This is a genomic window from Plesiomonas shigelloides (assembly GCF_900087055.1).
Classification (GTDB): Bacteria; Pseudomonadota; Gammaproteobacteria; order Enterobacterales; family CAMTGL01; genus Plesiomonas; species Plesiomonas shigelloides.
The window spans coordinates 1,814,075-1,829,514 of record NZ_LT575468.1 but is presented as its reverse complement, the minus strand read 5'-3'; the positions used below and the strand labels follow the sequence as shown (position 1 = coordinate 1,829,514).

The 15,440-nt window shown below is 48.0% G+C and carries 12 protein-coding genes; 11 read left to right on the top strand and 1 reads right to left on the bottom strand.

What is annotated here, in order from left to right:
- The first annotated feature begins 522 nt into the window (after nt 1–522).
- From NCTC9997_RS08015 to treC, 10 genes are all read left to right on the top strand, one after another.
- Entirely contained in the window at nt 523–3,126 is a 2,604-nt protein-coding gene (locus tag NCTC9997_RS08015) for a cation-transporting P-type ATPase (protein ID WP_230405832.1), read from the top strand.
- Between the two features lie 251 nt (nt 3,127–3,377).
- Nucleotides 3,378–4,400, top strand: a complete 1,023-nt coding sequence (locus NCTC9997_RS08010; protein ID WP_064977792.1) for a Gfo/Idh/MocA family protein — start codon at nt 3,378–3,380, stop codon at nt 4,398–4,400.
- Between the two features lie 392 nt (nt 4,401–4,792).
- Nucleotides 4,793–5,002, top strand: a complete 210-nt coding sequence (locus NCTC9997_RS15490) for a DUF1656 domain-containing protein (RefSeq protein ID WP_071596476.1) — start codon at nt 4,793–4,795, stop codon at nt 5,000–5,002.
- Between the two features lie 9 nt (nt 5,003–5,011).
- On the top strand, nt 5,012–6,001 hold the full coding sequence (locus NCTC9997_RS08000; protein ID WP_064977791.1) for an HlyD family secretion protein: 990 nt from the start codon (nt 5,012–5,014) through the stop codon (nt 5,999–6,001).
- Nucleotides 6,002–6,012: 11 nt separating this feature from the next.
- Entirely contained in the window at nt 6,013–7,668 is a 1,656-nt protein-coding gene (locus NCTC9997_RS07995) for an FUSC family protein (protein ID WP_064977790.1), read from the top strand.
- 458 nt (nt 7,669–8,126) lie between these two features.
- Entirely contained in the window at nt 8,127–8,468 is a 342-nt protein-coding gene (locus NCTC9997_RS07990; RefSeq protein ID WP_156669256.1) for a hypothetical protein, read from the top strand.
- A 154-nt stretch (nt 8,469–8,622) separates the two neighbouring features.
- Complete coding sequence (locus tag NCTC9997_RS07985) at nt 8,623–9,345, top strand: class I SAM-dependent methyltransferase (protein WP_064977788.1); 723 nt, start codon at nt 8,623–8,625, stop codon at nt 9,343–9,345.
- A gap of 136 nt (nt 9,346–9,481) precedes the next feature.
- Nucleotides 9,482–10,429 carry a trehalose operon repressor TreR gene (gene treR, locus NCTC9997_RS07980; protein WP_064977787.1) on the top strand — a complete coding sequence of 316 codons (948 nt, stop codon included), beginning with the start codon at nt 9,482–9,484 and terminating at the stop codon, nt 10,427–10,429.
- 164 nt (nt 10,430–10,593) lie between these two features.
- On the top strand, nt 10,594–12,018 hold the full coding sequence (treB, locus tag NCTC9997_RS07975; RefSeq protein WP_064977786.1) for a PTS trehalose transporter subunit IIBC: 1,425 nt from the start codon (nt 10,594–10,596) through the stop codon (nt 12,016–12,018).
- Nucleotides 12,019–12,093: 75 nt separating this feature from the next.
- A complete protein-coding gene (gene treC / locus NCTC9997_RS07970; RefSeq protein ID WP_064977785.1) occupies nt 12,094–13,806 on the top strand; it encodes an alpha,alpha-phosphotrehalase in 1,713 nt (570 codons plus the stop codon).
- Between the two features lie 130 nt (nt 13,807–13,936).
- Here the strand turns inward: treC and NCTC9997_RS07965 are convergent, their stop codons facing one another.
- Nucleotides 13,937–14,413 carry an ecotin gene (locus NCTC9997_RS07965; protein WP_039044769.1) on the bottom strand — a complete coding sequence of 159 codons (477 nt, stop codon included), beginning with the start codon at nt 14,411–14,413 and terminating at the stop codon, nt 13,937–13,939.
- 290 nt (nt 14,414–14,703) lie between these two features.
- Here NCTC9997_RS07965 and NCTC9997_RS07960 point away from each other — a divergent pair, with 290 nt between their 5' ends.
- Nucleotides 14,704–15,351, top strand: coding sequence for a CatB-related O-acetyltransferase (locus NCTC9997_RS07960; protein WP_064977784.1), 648 nt, complete (start codon nt 14,704–14,706; stop codon nt 15,349–15,351).
- The last annotated feature ends 89 nt before the right edge of the window (nt 15,352–15,440 follow it).

The following is a 15,440-nucleotide window of genomic DNA, read 5'->3' as shown; positions in this document are numbered from 1 at the left end:
TCTCTGAAAGTAAAGCGCCTCTTTTCGATACGATAAAGTAACAAATTGTTTTATTGTGATCGTGACCTCGAGGAAACCAATTACAGCAGTCAAGGGCGAACGCGAGCGGTTATTTGTGATGAGGTGACGGCATAACTAAGTGGATATAGCTAAGTAGATATAGCTGAGTCAATATTGTTCAGCATTTAATTAATTAGAATATTCGCAGATAAAAATGGATGAAAGGGCGCATTGCATGCTAGAGAGGAATTTCGTGACCCAGCTTTTATGCTGGCATTTGCATAGGTGACGATATTCACAAGGTTAACCTGAGGAACCAGCAAAATCACAGGCTTATGCTACATTTTGTTGCATGAGGATTAAGCGTTTGAAATATCCCCCCTGTAGGGGCAATCCGTTCACGTATCCTGATAAAAATAGGCTGTCTGAGGTTAACTAATGATGAATAACAAAGAGTTATCTCACCCCCATTCCCTTGATGTCTCTCAAGCTCTCACAACATTTGAAACCACGGAACAGGGGTTGAGCAGCACTGAGGCTCAGCAGCGGCTCAGTAAATACGGGCCGAACCGGTTGCCTGAGCCGGAGCGAGAATCGGTTTTCATTCGTTTTATCAATCACTTCAAGAATATGCTGGTGTACATCCTGCTCGCCGCAGCAGCGGCTACCGCATTTCTCGGCCACTGGGTTGATACTTGGGTCATTGTCGGGGTGGTGGTACTGAACGCGATTGTCGGCTTTGTGCAAGAGGGCAAAGCGGAAACGGCGCTGGCTGGTATTCGCAAAATGCTCTCTTCACGAGCGCAAGTTTTACGCGACAATGCCTGGGATGAAATCAATGCCGATGAGCTGGTGGTGGGCGATATTGTCCGATTGCGCTCGGGTGACCGCGTGCCAGCCGATCTGCGTCTGTTTGAAGCGACCGGGCTGCGAATTGAAGAATCAGCACTGACCGGTGAGTCTGTCCCAGCAGATAAAGATATTGAGGCTTTAGCGGCGGACGCCCCACTGGGGGATCGTAATTGCATGGCCTATTCCGGTTCGATTGTGTCAGCCGGGCGCGGTATTGGGGTGGTCACCGCCACTGGTGCTCACACTGAGATCGGACAAATCAGCCGGATGATCAGTGAAGTTGAAGCGCTGGATACGCCACTGACGAAGCAGATGGACCGCTTCAGCCGAGCGTTGGCGTGGGTTGTGGTTGCCATGTTGGTGTTGATGCTGCTGATTGGTGTGCTGTTCCATGGCCAAGAGTTGGTTGACGTGTTCATGGCGGCAATTGGCTTTGCGGTCGCCGCAATCCCTGAAGGTCTGCCTGCCATTTTGACCATTACGCTGGCCATTGGTGTGCAGCGGATGGCGCAGCGCAATGCGATAACCCGTAAGCTGACCGCGGTAGAGACCTTAGGTTCGGTCACCGTCATTTGCTCGGATAAAACCGGCACCTTAACCCGCAATGAAATGACCGCGCAAAAAGTGGTAACACGTTGCGGTCAGTATGATGTGAGTGGGGATGGTTACCAATCGGAAGGGGCGATCACCTTAGATGGGAATAACCTCAATGCAACAGATCGAACTGGCTTGTCTGCGTTGCTGGAAGTGGTGACGGTGGCAAATGATACTCACGTGGTTAAAGAGAATGATGAGTGGCGGATCATTGGTGAGCCGACTGAAGCTGCGCTACGCGTACTTGGTAATAAAGGTAGCTTTGATGCCGCGCCGTATGAGCGCATAGCGGCAATTCCCTTTGAATCAGCCAATAAATTCATGGCGACACTCAGTGATTCGCCAGCCAAAGAGCGCAAGATTTACCTCAAAGGTGCGCCAGATCGCTTGATTGCCCGCTGTCAGTTTGAGCTCAACGAGAATGGAGTGACAGAGCCTATCGATGCCGCATTTTGGAATGCGCAAGTTGAAGCCTTGGGCAGTCAAGGGTTACGGGTCTTGGCGGCGGCAATGCGTGCCGTGCCACTGAGCAAAGAGACATTAGAAATCAGTGACCTTGAGCAGGATATGGTTTTTGTCGGCTTAATTGGTATTGTTGACCCGCCACGTCCAGAGGCAATTACCGCCATTCATGAATGTCACAAAGCGGGGATCCGGGTCAAGATGATCACCGGTGATCACGCTGATACGGCCAAAGCGATTGGTGTTGCGATGGGTATTGGCGCTGCCGACACGATTGAAGTTGTGACTGGCGAGCAGTTGGAAGTTGCGAATGATGAAGAGCTACAACGTTTAGCCAAGCGCTGCGATATCTTTGCTCGCACCAGCCCTGAGCATAAATTGCGTCTGGTGATGGCATTGCAAGCGCAGGGCGAGGTAGTGGCGATGACTGGGGATGGCGTGAACGATGCGCCAGCGTTAAAACGGGCCGATGTCGGGATCGCAATGGGCATCAAGGGCACGGAAGCGACCAAAGATGCGGCTGATATTGTGCTGGCCGATGATAACTTCTCTTCTATCGAAAAAGCGATCGAAGAAGGGCGGACGATTTACGATAATATCCAGAAATCATTGCTCTTCATCCTGCCTACTAACGGTGCGCAAGGCTTTGTTATGTTGTGCTCGGTCTTGTTGGGGCTGACTTTGCCGCTCACGGCCGTACAAATTTTGTGGGTGAACATGGTGGTTGCTGTGACATTGGCGCTGGCACTGGCGTTTGAACCCAGTGAGCCAAATGTAATGAGTCGTCCGCCACGTAAAGCTAGCTCGTCGATTATCAGTGCGGCATTTTTATTGCGCGTCGCCATCGTTTCTACGCTGATTGGTGTGTTGACCATGTGCGTATTTGCGTTTGAATTGTCGGCAGGGAAAAGTGATGCGCTGGCAAAAACCATGGCTCTCAACGTGCTGGTATTAGCGCAAACCTTCTATTTGTTTAATAGCCGCTACATCAATGTTTCTAGCTTAAGTTTTGAACGGCTATTTAATAACAAAGTTGCGTGGTTGATGGTGGGCATTTTATTACTGCTGCAACTGGCGTATGTGTATTTACCGTTTATGAACCGCTGGTTTGGTAGTTACCCATTAAGCTTTGGCCAGTGGGTGATCAGTGCCATTTTGGCCTTGGGCATCTTCTTCTTGGTTGAGCTGGAAAAAGTCATCTTCAGAAAACGCATGTAACTCATTCCGCATGTACGGGTAATATTCGCCATCAGAAATTTCTGGTGGCGTTTTTTTTACTGCGATGACGGGCTATGGGTGGCAAAAAGACTCACTATGTCATTAAAAAGTCTGCGCAAAAGCATAAGAGTGAGAGGTCTGTTACAGTACCGCTCGGCCATAAACGCGTACTATGCGCGGCTGTTGCATATGCTCGCATGTGCTAAAAAATGGCTAATACCGCTTAGGACTAAGACCGCTTAGGAAGAGTTATGACAGTAAGGAACGTCGTCAGAAAAGTGCGCTGGGGAATTGCGGGATTAGGCAAAATTGCGCATCGTTTTGCTAAAGATTTAACGCACAATGTCACCCTCGGGGAATTACATGCCGTTGCCGCACGTGACCTAGAGCGTGCCTCCGCGTTTGCAGAGCAATACCAAAGCCCGAAAAGTTACGGTACTTATACTGCATTAGCCCAAGATCCGGAGATTGATGTGGTATATGTGGCGACTATCCATCCGCTGCATAAAAGTCTGGTCGCGTTATATTTAGCGCACGGCAAGCATGTGCTAGTTGAGAAACCGGCATTTACCAATACCGAAGATTGGGATGAGATGTCGGCGCTAGCACAGCGTCAGGGATTGCTGCTGGTGGAAGCGATGAAAACGGTGACGTTTCCGGCTTATCAGGCATTGCGGCGTTTTATCCATGACAACCACATTACCCTGACGTCGATAGAAGCCTCGTTTGGCAATTACCATGAATTTGACCCGCAGCAACCGTTATTCAATCCAGCGCTCAGTGGCGGGGCAACGTTAGATGTGGGCGTGTATGCCTTGTGGTTATACGCCGATTTATGCCAATTGATGCAAAAAACGCTGATCAAACCGGTGGTGACAATTTCCCGTGATAATCCGACCTCTGAGGTGGATGAAAATGTGATGTTTCATTTTGCCGGTGCGCAACATGCCACGCTATCCGGAACGCTGTGCGCCTCAATAACGCGTCATTTACCCCGTGAGGCTGTACTGAAGGGGCCCGATGTGCACATTGTGATCCACGAAAAATGGTGGAATCCGTGCCACATTGAAATTTGTTATCAGGGGAAAGAATTCACGATTGAAGCCCCTATGCTAGGCGGTGGCTTTGCCTATGAAATAGAGCACGTCTCTGCATTAGTACAAAACAACGCACAATGCTCAGAATTAATCCCTGCCAGTACTTCGCGTGCAGTGATAGCTCTTATGGAAGAGGCACTTTGCGAGCATGGATTTTCATATTTAGCGCGTAACTAGATTGAGAACAGTATTTTCATGTCGCACTGTCATTCTTTGATGCGGTGAGGAGGAAAATACATGGTTATGTGCCGTCATGCATAGCGCTTTCATGTATGGCACTTTAGTTTCAGCACATGAAATGTCTCAAATTCTATCTATAGCGATTGCAACATTCTCGTTGGCATTTAATAGGGAAATTGTAGCTATCGATATGGTCTTATGTGATCCATCTCTCTGAATATGTGTGGAAGTTATTTCACTGCGTGATTATTTCTTTGTCAGAAAGCGATTCTGGCATGGAAATTGTTGCAAAGCATTAAAACCAGATTAAAAATAATCGAATCGTAAAAAGTCAGGCTATACTAAACACGTATAGTCAATGATGTTGCATTGGTCAAGTGGAATGCTGAATGTCCCTGTTTAATGATGTAATCGTTTTGAATATGTTTATCCCTAAGCTAGTTGTGCTTGGGGTACTCTGTTTTTTTATAACGCAGATATCAATTAGAGTTGCGGCTAAATATAAACTGCTGGATTATTTTTGGCATCCTCGATTGATTATATGGCTATATGCAGCTGCAGTGTATTCAATCTTGACTGTCGTGACATTATCTTTTTGAGAGGTAAAAATGTTTAAGAGTAAAGCCTCGCGGACAGTTTTATTTGCTATATTTTCATCTTTGATCGTGATTTTTGGCATTTATAAGTACAATCATCAACTGAGTACGCGTCATGGTGTTGTAAGGGCTAATATTATTGACGTGGCACCACAAGTCAGTGGTGTAGTCACTTCAGTTAATGTTAAACACAATCAGCAAGTAAAGAAAGGGGAGTTGCTATTTTCAATCGATAATAGTGATTATCTGCTTGAGGTACAAACTGCGAAAGCAAATTTGGCTAATGTAGAACAACAATTGTTGGAGCAAGATGCTGCAATTATTTCGGCTAAAGCTACGTTGAAAAATGCGCAAGATAAGTATAGTTATGCGCAGTCTAACTTTAATAGAATTAAAAATTTAAAACAAAATAGCTTTGTGTCGACGAATGATTTCCAACAATCAGAAACAGATTTAAACGTAAGTCGCGGTAATGTTGCAACTGCGCAGGCTCAGTTACAACAAGCGATTGCTCGACGCGGAGCCTTAGGGGCAGAGAATGCTCAGTTGATGGCGGCAAAAGCGAAGTTAGCGAAAGCTGAACTAGATTTGTCTCGAACTAATGTTTATGCCTCTGTGAACGGCAAGATTGCGACCGTGAACCTGAATCAAGGTGACTACGTTCATCCCGGTAGCGCCGTTTTAGCTGAAGTGGATACTCAGAATATGTGGGTTGAAGGTGCATTCCCTGAAACTGTTATTGATGGTATTCGCGTTGGTGATAAAGCCGAAGTCTATTTAATGTCAGATACCGGTGTAGGATATAAAGGCCATGTATCTAGCGTTGGTGCGGCGATAAATTCAAAAGAACTACCTAACCCAGGGTTAATCTCTCAGCTTCCACAAGTATTTGACTGGGTTCGCTTAGCTGAAAATATCCCGGTGAATATTCATCTTGATTCGGAAAGTGATATGTCTCATTTCATTCCTGGTCAGAGTGCAACAGTAAAAATCCTTAAATAAGGATAGATGTTATGCTATTGCAGATTTTGAAGGCCACCCGTTTAACCATTGCTATATTATTATCATTTTATATAGCGATTCGGTTAGGCATGCATTCGCCAGGATGGGCAATTACCAGTGTCTTAGTGGTATCACTCGGCACTATTGGTGAGATTCAGGCTAAGTGGTGGCAACGGATCGTCGGTAACTTTGCAGGTGGTGTTGCGGCATTTTTTATGGTGTGGTGGTTAGCGGAAGATCCGGTGACCATTATGCTTGCGGCTGCACTGTTTGGCGGTGTGTGCACCTATATCAGTTTGACCAATTTTCTCTATAAGGACATGTGGCGTTGGATTATCATCGGTTTTGTGATTGTATTCAGTGCGTCGGTGTCTCAGCCAGATAAAGCATTTCCGGTCTTATTTGATAGGGTAGGCTGTGTATTTATTGGTTCGACTATTATATTTGTATTTAGTGCGTTGTGGCCATTGGAGTATATTGAGTCGCTGCAAAAGCAGTATCATGGGCTATTGAGCAATTTAAAAGATATCTTGGATAAAGATGATGGCGATCCGGTAGATGTTTTTTTAGCGTTCGTACAGAAAATTTCAGCTTTTCGAACCATGTTATCCTCCAATTACAGCGATTACCGTGCGGTCTACTCGCGTGATTTTAACGTGATTAATCGAGTGTATGCGTTAGAGAAGCTAGGTCGTCATTTGTATTCCTTAAAAATGCAGCATGCTTTAACTGCGCCGGTCAAAGAGTGGGTAATTAATTCCCTCATTGCGGTAAAAGATCATCAAGAGTTGCCGCGTTTAGGGGTAGAAGCACATGGTCGTTATGGGTCACTGATCCGTTTAATTGAAGACGACTTTGATGAGCTAGTCAGAAAAGACATGACAACCTCAGAGATGAGTCGTTTTAGATGGCAATGGCAGAATAGGATGTTTAGTGCGGGGACGGATTCTCCACTCACAAGCTCATTCTTATTTTTCATCAGCTCTATTACCGCGATGGTGTTGTGGCGTCATGGTTGGCCGGGGGGCGGCGTGGTCATGTTATTGACCGCGGTGTTGTTAGTGAGCTGTCAGTACGGTGAGCGAATGTCACCTAAAAGCTATGCGATCGGATTTTCTGTTGGTACCGTATACGCATTTCCGATATTCATCTTCTTGCTGCCAAACTTGCATAATGCTGAGGCATTTTGGCTGGGAATGGTGATGATCTTTTTCCCACTTGCATTCTTAATGTACGGCAAATATCAGATGAAGGCCATCTCTTTCATGGCATTTGCCACTGCGGTCATGGTTAACTCAAACAGTAAAAACTATGTGCCTAGTGATGGTTATTTCGAAAGTTATGTGACGTTTGTTTTTGTTATTGCTGCCGTATTACTGATCAGCGTGGCGGCGTTGACGTTGTTTGTGGTTAATGATACCGAAACTCGCTTGAAAGCCCAGATAGAAGGGTGGGTGAAAGAGCGTCGTCGGTTTTTAACCGATAAAAACTATAACCGCGCAAAGACATTAGCACGTTTAGAAAGACGTACTGATATTATTATTAGCATGTATAACAAGCTGGATAGTAATCAGCAGCAGAAATGGCGAAATAAGGTGGCGTCTATCCCTTTGATGCTAACAAGAATACAGCGTTGGGGTGAGATAAAAAGAGAACTGCGAGAGTGATGTTCGTGTTACTTCGCAACCGAGTTACTCAACAAGAATAGCTAAGTATTGTTTTTGTATTGGGCGTATTTATTACGCCCATTTTCTATGTTCATTCATATAATGAACATAGAAAAACGATCACGGCAGTGATGATCAAGGGCAATATACACCGCAGAGCACAACGAAAGTCTCCGCTACCTTTACGTGTACTGGCATACCAAACGAGCACCAGACTAAGGCATCCTAGCCAAAAATTGCATGCAAAACCGAGCACCATGAGCAGGATACTGACAATAAAAAACAGTCCGGCCATGCACATTCCTCCGAAATATACGGTGAAACTGAACCATTCTATTATTCATTCCATAACTGATTTCAAATACGACGTCATATCCATTCTGCGCGTATTAACCTGATTTCGCAGAGGAGTCAGTAGGATTGATACTGTCGTCATGATAGTCAGCGTGATATTGCTCATGAATATCGGAGAATTCTGCGTCGTGATAATTCATCATGCGGCTGTGGTGGCGATAATATTTGTCATCATTCACGTGTTGCTTGGTGTTGTGCCACCGTGGCAAACAGGGCGTATTTGGGCGGCAGTTAGGCTGAATATTTTGATTGTCGGGCACGGTATTTCTACAGCGCACAGGGGGATATTGTTCAGCGGAGCAGGGGATCTGATGCGGCAAATGATCGCCATGGTGAGCAAGAGCAGGCTGAGTGAAGGTCAATGCGGTCAAGATAAACGGTATTTTCATCATATGTGCGACATGCTGATTGAATACATAATCTTGATACTACGCCTAGCAATATGACGCTTTGTTGCGCCCGATCACGCCTTGCAAGATTGCTGATGGTATAGCCTTGCTTGCCAGCGAAGACAATTTTATTGCTGGCAGTGAAAGATAATAGAGATGACAATAACCGGAATTAGACCTGCGTGGTCGGCATCAATATCAGGGAATTATTGTGAGCGAACAGTACGATAACGAGGTGTCTTTACACTATGCGGCATACCGTCCGCCATTACATCAACAGATCTTAGCTGCGGCCTTACCCGCAGATTATGCAGCTCATAAGGTGGCGTGTGGGGTAGATATCGGTTGTGGTACCGGTCTTTCCACTCAGGCATTAAAGTCTTATTGCGTGCAAGCCTTCGGTATCGATCCGAGTGCAGCAATGTTAGAACAAGCCCCAGAGTCGGTGGGGATCACCTATCTGCAAGGAACGGGCGAAGATATTGCGTTACCTGATGGATGTGTAGATATCGTGAGTTTTGCTGGCTCTTTGTCCTACGCTAAATCATCGGCGTTGGTACAAGAATTAGTTCGCGTATGTCGGCCCAATGCCACGATAGTGGTGTATGACTTTGAGGTGTTATTACGTGATGTGATGGTATCGCTTGGCATCTTGGAGACGCCGGTTCCTTCTAATTACGATCATGCGATCAATTTTCATGGTTGCGTGCAATTACATGAAACCAAGGTGCGCCAAGAGCAGCTGACGCTCGAGATGACTTCAGAGCAGTTGGCGCATGTGCTTTTTTCTTCATCGCGACGTTACCAGCAGCTGATTGCTCGCTTTGGTGCACACAACACGTTTACCACCGTGGTGCAGGCGCTCAATAACAAGGGTGATTCGCATCCAATCAAGGTAGATATTTACTATTCAACCTATCAGCCGTCTGTTTAGGCTGGCGGCGAGTCTGAGCGGCGAGTCTCAACCATTGGTAATTCGTGAGGGGGCTGGCGGGGGGCTATTTTGACACTGGTCCTCGCGCATCCCTATAATCGCATCACTGGCCTTTTATGAATTGCTGAATCTGACAATGGATAAAAAACTGACCATCCTTGATATTGCCCGTCTGAGTGGCGTTAGCAAATCGACGGTTTCTCGGGTGATCAATCAAGATCCTCTGGTAAAGCCAGCGACGCGTGAACGGGTTGAACAGGTGATTGCTGAGCACGGGTTTGTGCCAAGCAAACCCGCTCAGGCCATGCGTAGCCAAAGCCAGAAAGTGATTGGCATCATTGTTTCCCGTCTGGATTCCGGCTCTGAAAACCAAGCCGTTCGCGGCATGTTGGAGGTGCTGTATGCTCGTGGCTATGACGCCGTGTTGATGGAAAGTATGTTTGCGCCAGATAAAGTTCTGGAGCACTTGGCGGTACTCGAGCGGCGTGGGGTGGACGGCATCATCCTGTTTGCCTTTAACGATCTGGATTATGCGGCGCTGCAACCTTTCCAACATAAGCTGGTGCTGGTGGCGCGAGAGGCGGCGGGGTTCTCATCGGTCTGTTTTGATGATACCGGCGCGGTTACCGCCATGTTGAACCAGTTGGTTAGCAGTGGAATACATGACATCGCCTATCTTGGCGTAGATACGGCGGATTTGACCACCGGTCAGCGCCGTTTGGATGCGTACTTAGCCTATTGTCAGCAGAGCGGCATTTCAGCGCGCTACGCACTCGGTGATCTTAGTTTACAAAGTGGCTATCGGCTGGCTGCGCAATTACTGACGGCCAGCACACAAGCTCTGGTCTGCGCCAGTGACACCTTGGCATTAGGCGCAGCAAAATACCTGCAAGAACAAGGCCGTAGCGATGTCAAAGTTACCGGCCTTGGCAATAATCGCATGCTCACATTTTTGTTCCCGAACGCCTTGAGCATTGATTTGGGCTACAAAGGTGCGGGCGAGCAAGCTGCGCGGCAACTGCTCGGTCAAATTGAGCAGGCATGTGCACCATCCACCACCATTGCGCCTTGTTGCGTATCGTGAAGCAGATCACCCTTGTCTGAGTAAAAAATCCGCTTTCGTGTGATGATAGCTCCAAAATGGGAACGTTCCCATTTTGTTTTTTCCCATTTCCAGCCATGCTTATTAGCAGTGGAACTGAAGAGCGATGCACATCAATAACGAGTGGACTTACAGAGGGAAGACCCATGTCCAAAATCAATGCACAACATCTGGCCGAGCTGATTGAGAAGATCGGTGGGAAAGAGAATATCGCCACGGTTAGCCATTGTCTGACCCGGCTGCGCTTTGTACTGGTCGATCCTGCCAAGGCAGACAGCAAGGCTATCGAAGCGATCCCTGCGGTGAAGGGCTGCTTTACCAATGCAGGGCAGTTTCAGGTGGTGATCGGTAATGAGGTCGATCATTGGTACAAGGCGCTGACACAAGAGCTGGGCGTAAGCGGTGGTAGTAAGGAAGTGGCGAAGCAGGCGGCGCGTCAGAACATGAATTTTCTGGAGCGTGGGATTTCCCATCTTGCGGAAATTTTTGTCCCGCTGCTGCCTGCGATTATCACTGGCGGTCTGATCCTCGGTTTTCGTAATGTGATTGGCGACATCAAAATGTTTGATGGTCACACCTTAACCGAAATCAGCCCATTCTGGGCGCAAGTGAACTCGTTTCTCTGGCTGCTGGGTGAGGCGATTTTCCATTTCTTGCCGGTTGGCGTGTGTTGGTCGGCAGTGAAGAAAATGGGCGGCTCTGAGATCCTCGGTATTGTGCTCGGGGTGACGTTGGTGTCGCCGCAGTTAATGAATGCGTACTCCATTGGACAGCAAATTCCAGAGGTGTGGGATTTTGGTTTCTTTGCGATCGATAAAGTTGGTTATCAGGCGCAGGTTATCCCCGCTTTGCTGGCTGGGGTGGCGTTGGCGTGGATTGAGGTGAACCTCAAACGCATTATTCCTGCCTATCTGTATCTGGTGATTGTGCCGTTTGTTTCTTTGCTGCTGGCAGTGATTTTGGCGCATACCCTGATTGGCCCATTTGGGCGTTGGATTGGTGATGGTGTCGGGCTTGCAGCGAAAGCGGCAATGACCGGCACGTTTGCGCCGATTGGCTCGGCGATCTTTGGCTTTATCTATGCGCCGCTGGTGATCACCGGTATTCACCACACGACTAACGCTATTGATTTGCAGTTGATGCAAAGCATCGGCGGTACGCCGATTTGGCCTTTGATTGCGCTCTCTAATATCGCGCAGGCCTCGGCGGTGGTGGGCATTATTTTCATGAGCCGTAAGGCCAATGAGCGTGAAATCTCGGTTCCGGCGGCGATCTCTGGTTATCTGGGGGTGACAGAGCCGGCGATGTACGGGATTAACTTGAAATACAAATTCCCGATGCTGTGCGCCATGATTGGTTCAAGTTGTGCGGCGCTGATTTGCGGTTTAGCCGGTGTGATGGCAAACGGCATTGGTGTGGGCGGTTTACCGGGCATCTTATCTATCCAGCCGCGTTTTTGGTTGGTGTACGCGGTCGCCATGCTGGTGGCTGTGGTGGTGCCGATTTTGTTGACCATGCTGGTGTATAAGCGCAAACAATCCGCCGGTACGCTGATGCAATCGGAGTCGTAATTCTATGGTTAAAGGCGGCCAAGCAGGGTGTCTTTAACCGTATTTAAATTCGCTACTTATTGAAGAGAAAGCGTTATGAGTCAAATACCTTGGTGGCAGAACGCGGTGATTTATCAAATCTATCCGAAGAGTTTTCAGGATAGTGGGGCGCGCGGCACCGGTGATTTACGCGGGATAATCTCTCGTCTCGATTATCTGCAAACCTTGGGCGTTGATGCGCTGTGGCTCACGCCGGTGTACGTATCACCTCAAGTGGATAACGGTTATGACATTGCCGACTACTATCGCATTGATCCGGCCTACGGCACGATGGACGATTTCGAGGCGCTGCTAAGCGCGGTACATGCCCGTGGGATACGGATTGTGATGGATATCGTGGTCAATCACACATCCACGGCGCACGAATGGTTTAGGGCGGCATTGGCGGATAAAAATAGTCCGTATCGTGATTACTACATCTGGCGCGATCCGGTGGCTGGCGATGTGCCGAATAACTGGCAATCTAAGTTTGGTGGTAGTGCTTGGGAGTGGGATGCGGCCTCTGGCCAATATTATCTGCATCTGTTTGCGCGTGAGCAGGCGGATCTGAATTGGGAAAATCCGGCGGTGCGGGCCGAAGTGAAAAAGGTCATCCATTTTTGGGCACAAAAGGGCGTGGATGGTTTTCGGTTAGATGTGATTAACCTGATATCCAAAGATCAGTCGTTCCCGAATGATGAGATAGGTGATGGCCGCCGTTTCTACACCGATGGGCCTCGTATCCATGAATTCTTGCAGGAGCTCAGCCGCGAAGTGTTTGTGCCGGTACAGGCGATGACGGTCGGCGAGATGTCCTCTACATCACTGGAACATTGTCAGCGCTATGGCGCGCTGGATGGCTCCGAGCTGTCGATGGTGTTCAACTTCCATCATCTGAAAGTGGATTACCCGAATGGCGATAAATGGACGTGTGCGCCATTTGATTTTCTTGAGCTCAAACGCATCTTTAACCATTGGCAAACCGGGATGCATGGAAAAGGTTGGTCGGCGCTGTTTTGGTGCAATCATGATCAGCCCCGCATCGTGTCGCGCTTTGGTGAGGATGGCGAGTTTCGCGTAATTGCGGCCAAAATGCTGGCGAGCACGTTGCATGGATTACAAGGCACGCCGTATATCTATCAAGGCGAAGAGTTGGGCATGACAAATCCGGGTTATCAGCAAATTGAAGATTATCAGGATGTGGAAAGCCACAATATTTTTGCCATCAAACAGGCGCAGGGGATGGATGATGCGCAGATTTTGGCGATTTTAGCCGCGCGATCGCGTGATAACTCGCGTACGCCGATGCAATGGAGCGCGGATGCTAATGCCGGTTTTACCCAAGGTACGCCGTGGTTAAAACCAGCCGCCAACTATACCGAGATTAACGCGGTTGCGGCGAAAGCCGATCCTGACTCGGTATTCTGGCATTACCGCGATTTGATTCGCCTGCGTAAAGCGCATCCGATCTTCACGCACGGTGACTATCAAGAGTTGCTGCCTGAGCACCGCCAAATTTGGGCTTACACTCGTCAGTGGCAAGGGCAGACGCTGTTGGTGGTGAGTAATTTCTATCGTGAGCCGGTAGATTTTGTGTTGCCAAGTCACCTTGGCGGGCAGAACGCTGTTCCAGCTCAGTCAGAAACGCAGTCAATCATACCGCCATGTAGCCAACTTTTACTCAGCAACTATGCGGATACCCCAACGCAGCCACAAAGCGGTCAATTACGCCCGTATGAGTCGGCGATCTGGTTGATTGAATCGGTCTAAGTGGTGCGAGTGAGTCGATAAAAACAGAGTCGGTCTAGTTGGTTAGGGAAACTAGACCGGCTCGTTAAAATCACGGGTCATGCGTTCAGCGAGCGTATTTGCGCTATGAAGCATGACCTGTGCGGGATAGTTAGCCTTGTGGCATAACGGTGGCGTCAGGCGCGGCGCTCCAGATTCGGTAGCGAACTTCTGCCCCTTCAGGTGCATACACCACGATTGGCAGACGGCTGTTGTAGCGGATCAGGTACGGCTCACCACCTAAGGAAACAAAGCGCGTCACTTTAGGTGCATTGCTGTCTACCGCCATCAGCGTGCCAGCCATTGGGCCTAAGTTGCTCACCACGTAGCGTGGGAAACCCCATCCATCAATAATCTGTTCTTCAATTTTGCCGGTGAAGAAATAGGTATTCGCTTTATCCACTTGCGCGTTTTTGCCCACAATCAGCTGTACTTTGAAGTCGGCTTCATTGCTGCGAGTCGGCAGTTGTAAAACATGTCTGACTTGGCCGGCCTCTGCAGGCGGGAACGCTTTCATATTGTCTGCTGCATGGGCTGGCAGAATGGAAGAAGCAAGTAACACAGCCATGGCGGAAAATAATTTTTTCATGTTAAAGCCTTATACAAAACAGAAGTGGGGATACCTACGACCGGTAACCGGTTTTCATTCCCTGTAAAAAATAACGCTGTCTGACCAAATACCAGACAAAACAGGTTAAGAACGAGTGAATGCGCAGAGTAAATACTGCTCACCGATGTTATCCCTGTGTTTGGATTTATAGCATAAAAGCATGCGCCTCACCCAATAGCTATACAAAACTATACAAAAGGACAATTCAGCAGCACTTATCTGCTTTAATATTAGGCTATATAAAATGAATTACGTGGTATTAAGGCGTTATGCAGGAAAAACATTGGTCGAAAATACAGCTGTTACATGAAGTGGTCACGAACCCGAATATCGTGATTAAAGGCAAACACAGCTATTACAGTGATTGCTGGGATGCGGGCTTTGAAGCATCGGCTGTGCGGTATTTGTACGGCGATAAAGTCAGTTCGCAGTGGGATTCATTGTGGGAAATCGACAAGCTTTATATTGGTGACTATGTCTGCATTGCGCCGGAAGTGGTGATATTGATGGGCGGGAATCATACCCACCGTGCAGATTGGTTTTGCTTATATCCCTTTATGGACACCATCGTAGATTCGTATGTCGGCAAAGGCGACACACATATCGGTGATGGGGCGTGGTTGGGCATGCGCGCGATGATTATGCCCGGTGTGCGGATTGGTGAAGGCGCGATAGTGGCGGCAAACAGTGTGGTGACCCGCGATGTGGAGCCCTACAGTGTGGTTGCTGGCTCACCGGCTAGCGTCGTCAAATACCGCTTTGATCCTGACACTATCGCTACGTTACTGGCACTCAATATCTATGATTGGCCTGAGGAAAAATTTGCAGCGTTAAAGCCTTATTTATGCGCCTCTGACATTCAGCGGTTGGTCGAAGCCGAGGCCTGTTACGAGCAGAAAACACGACTTGGGTCGTAAATACGCTGTAAAAAAGTTGCCTTTAACATAATGATTTTAAGGTGATTTTACTTGCATGTATCGCTCTGCAATCGTGCAGAGCGAGTGCG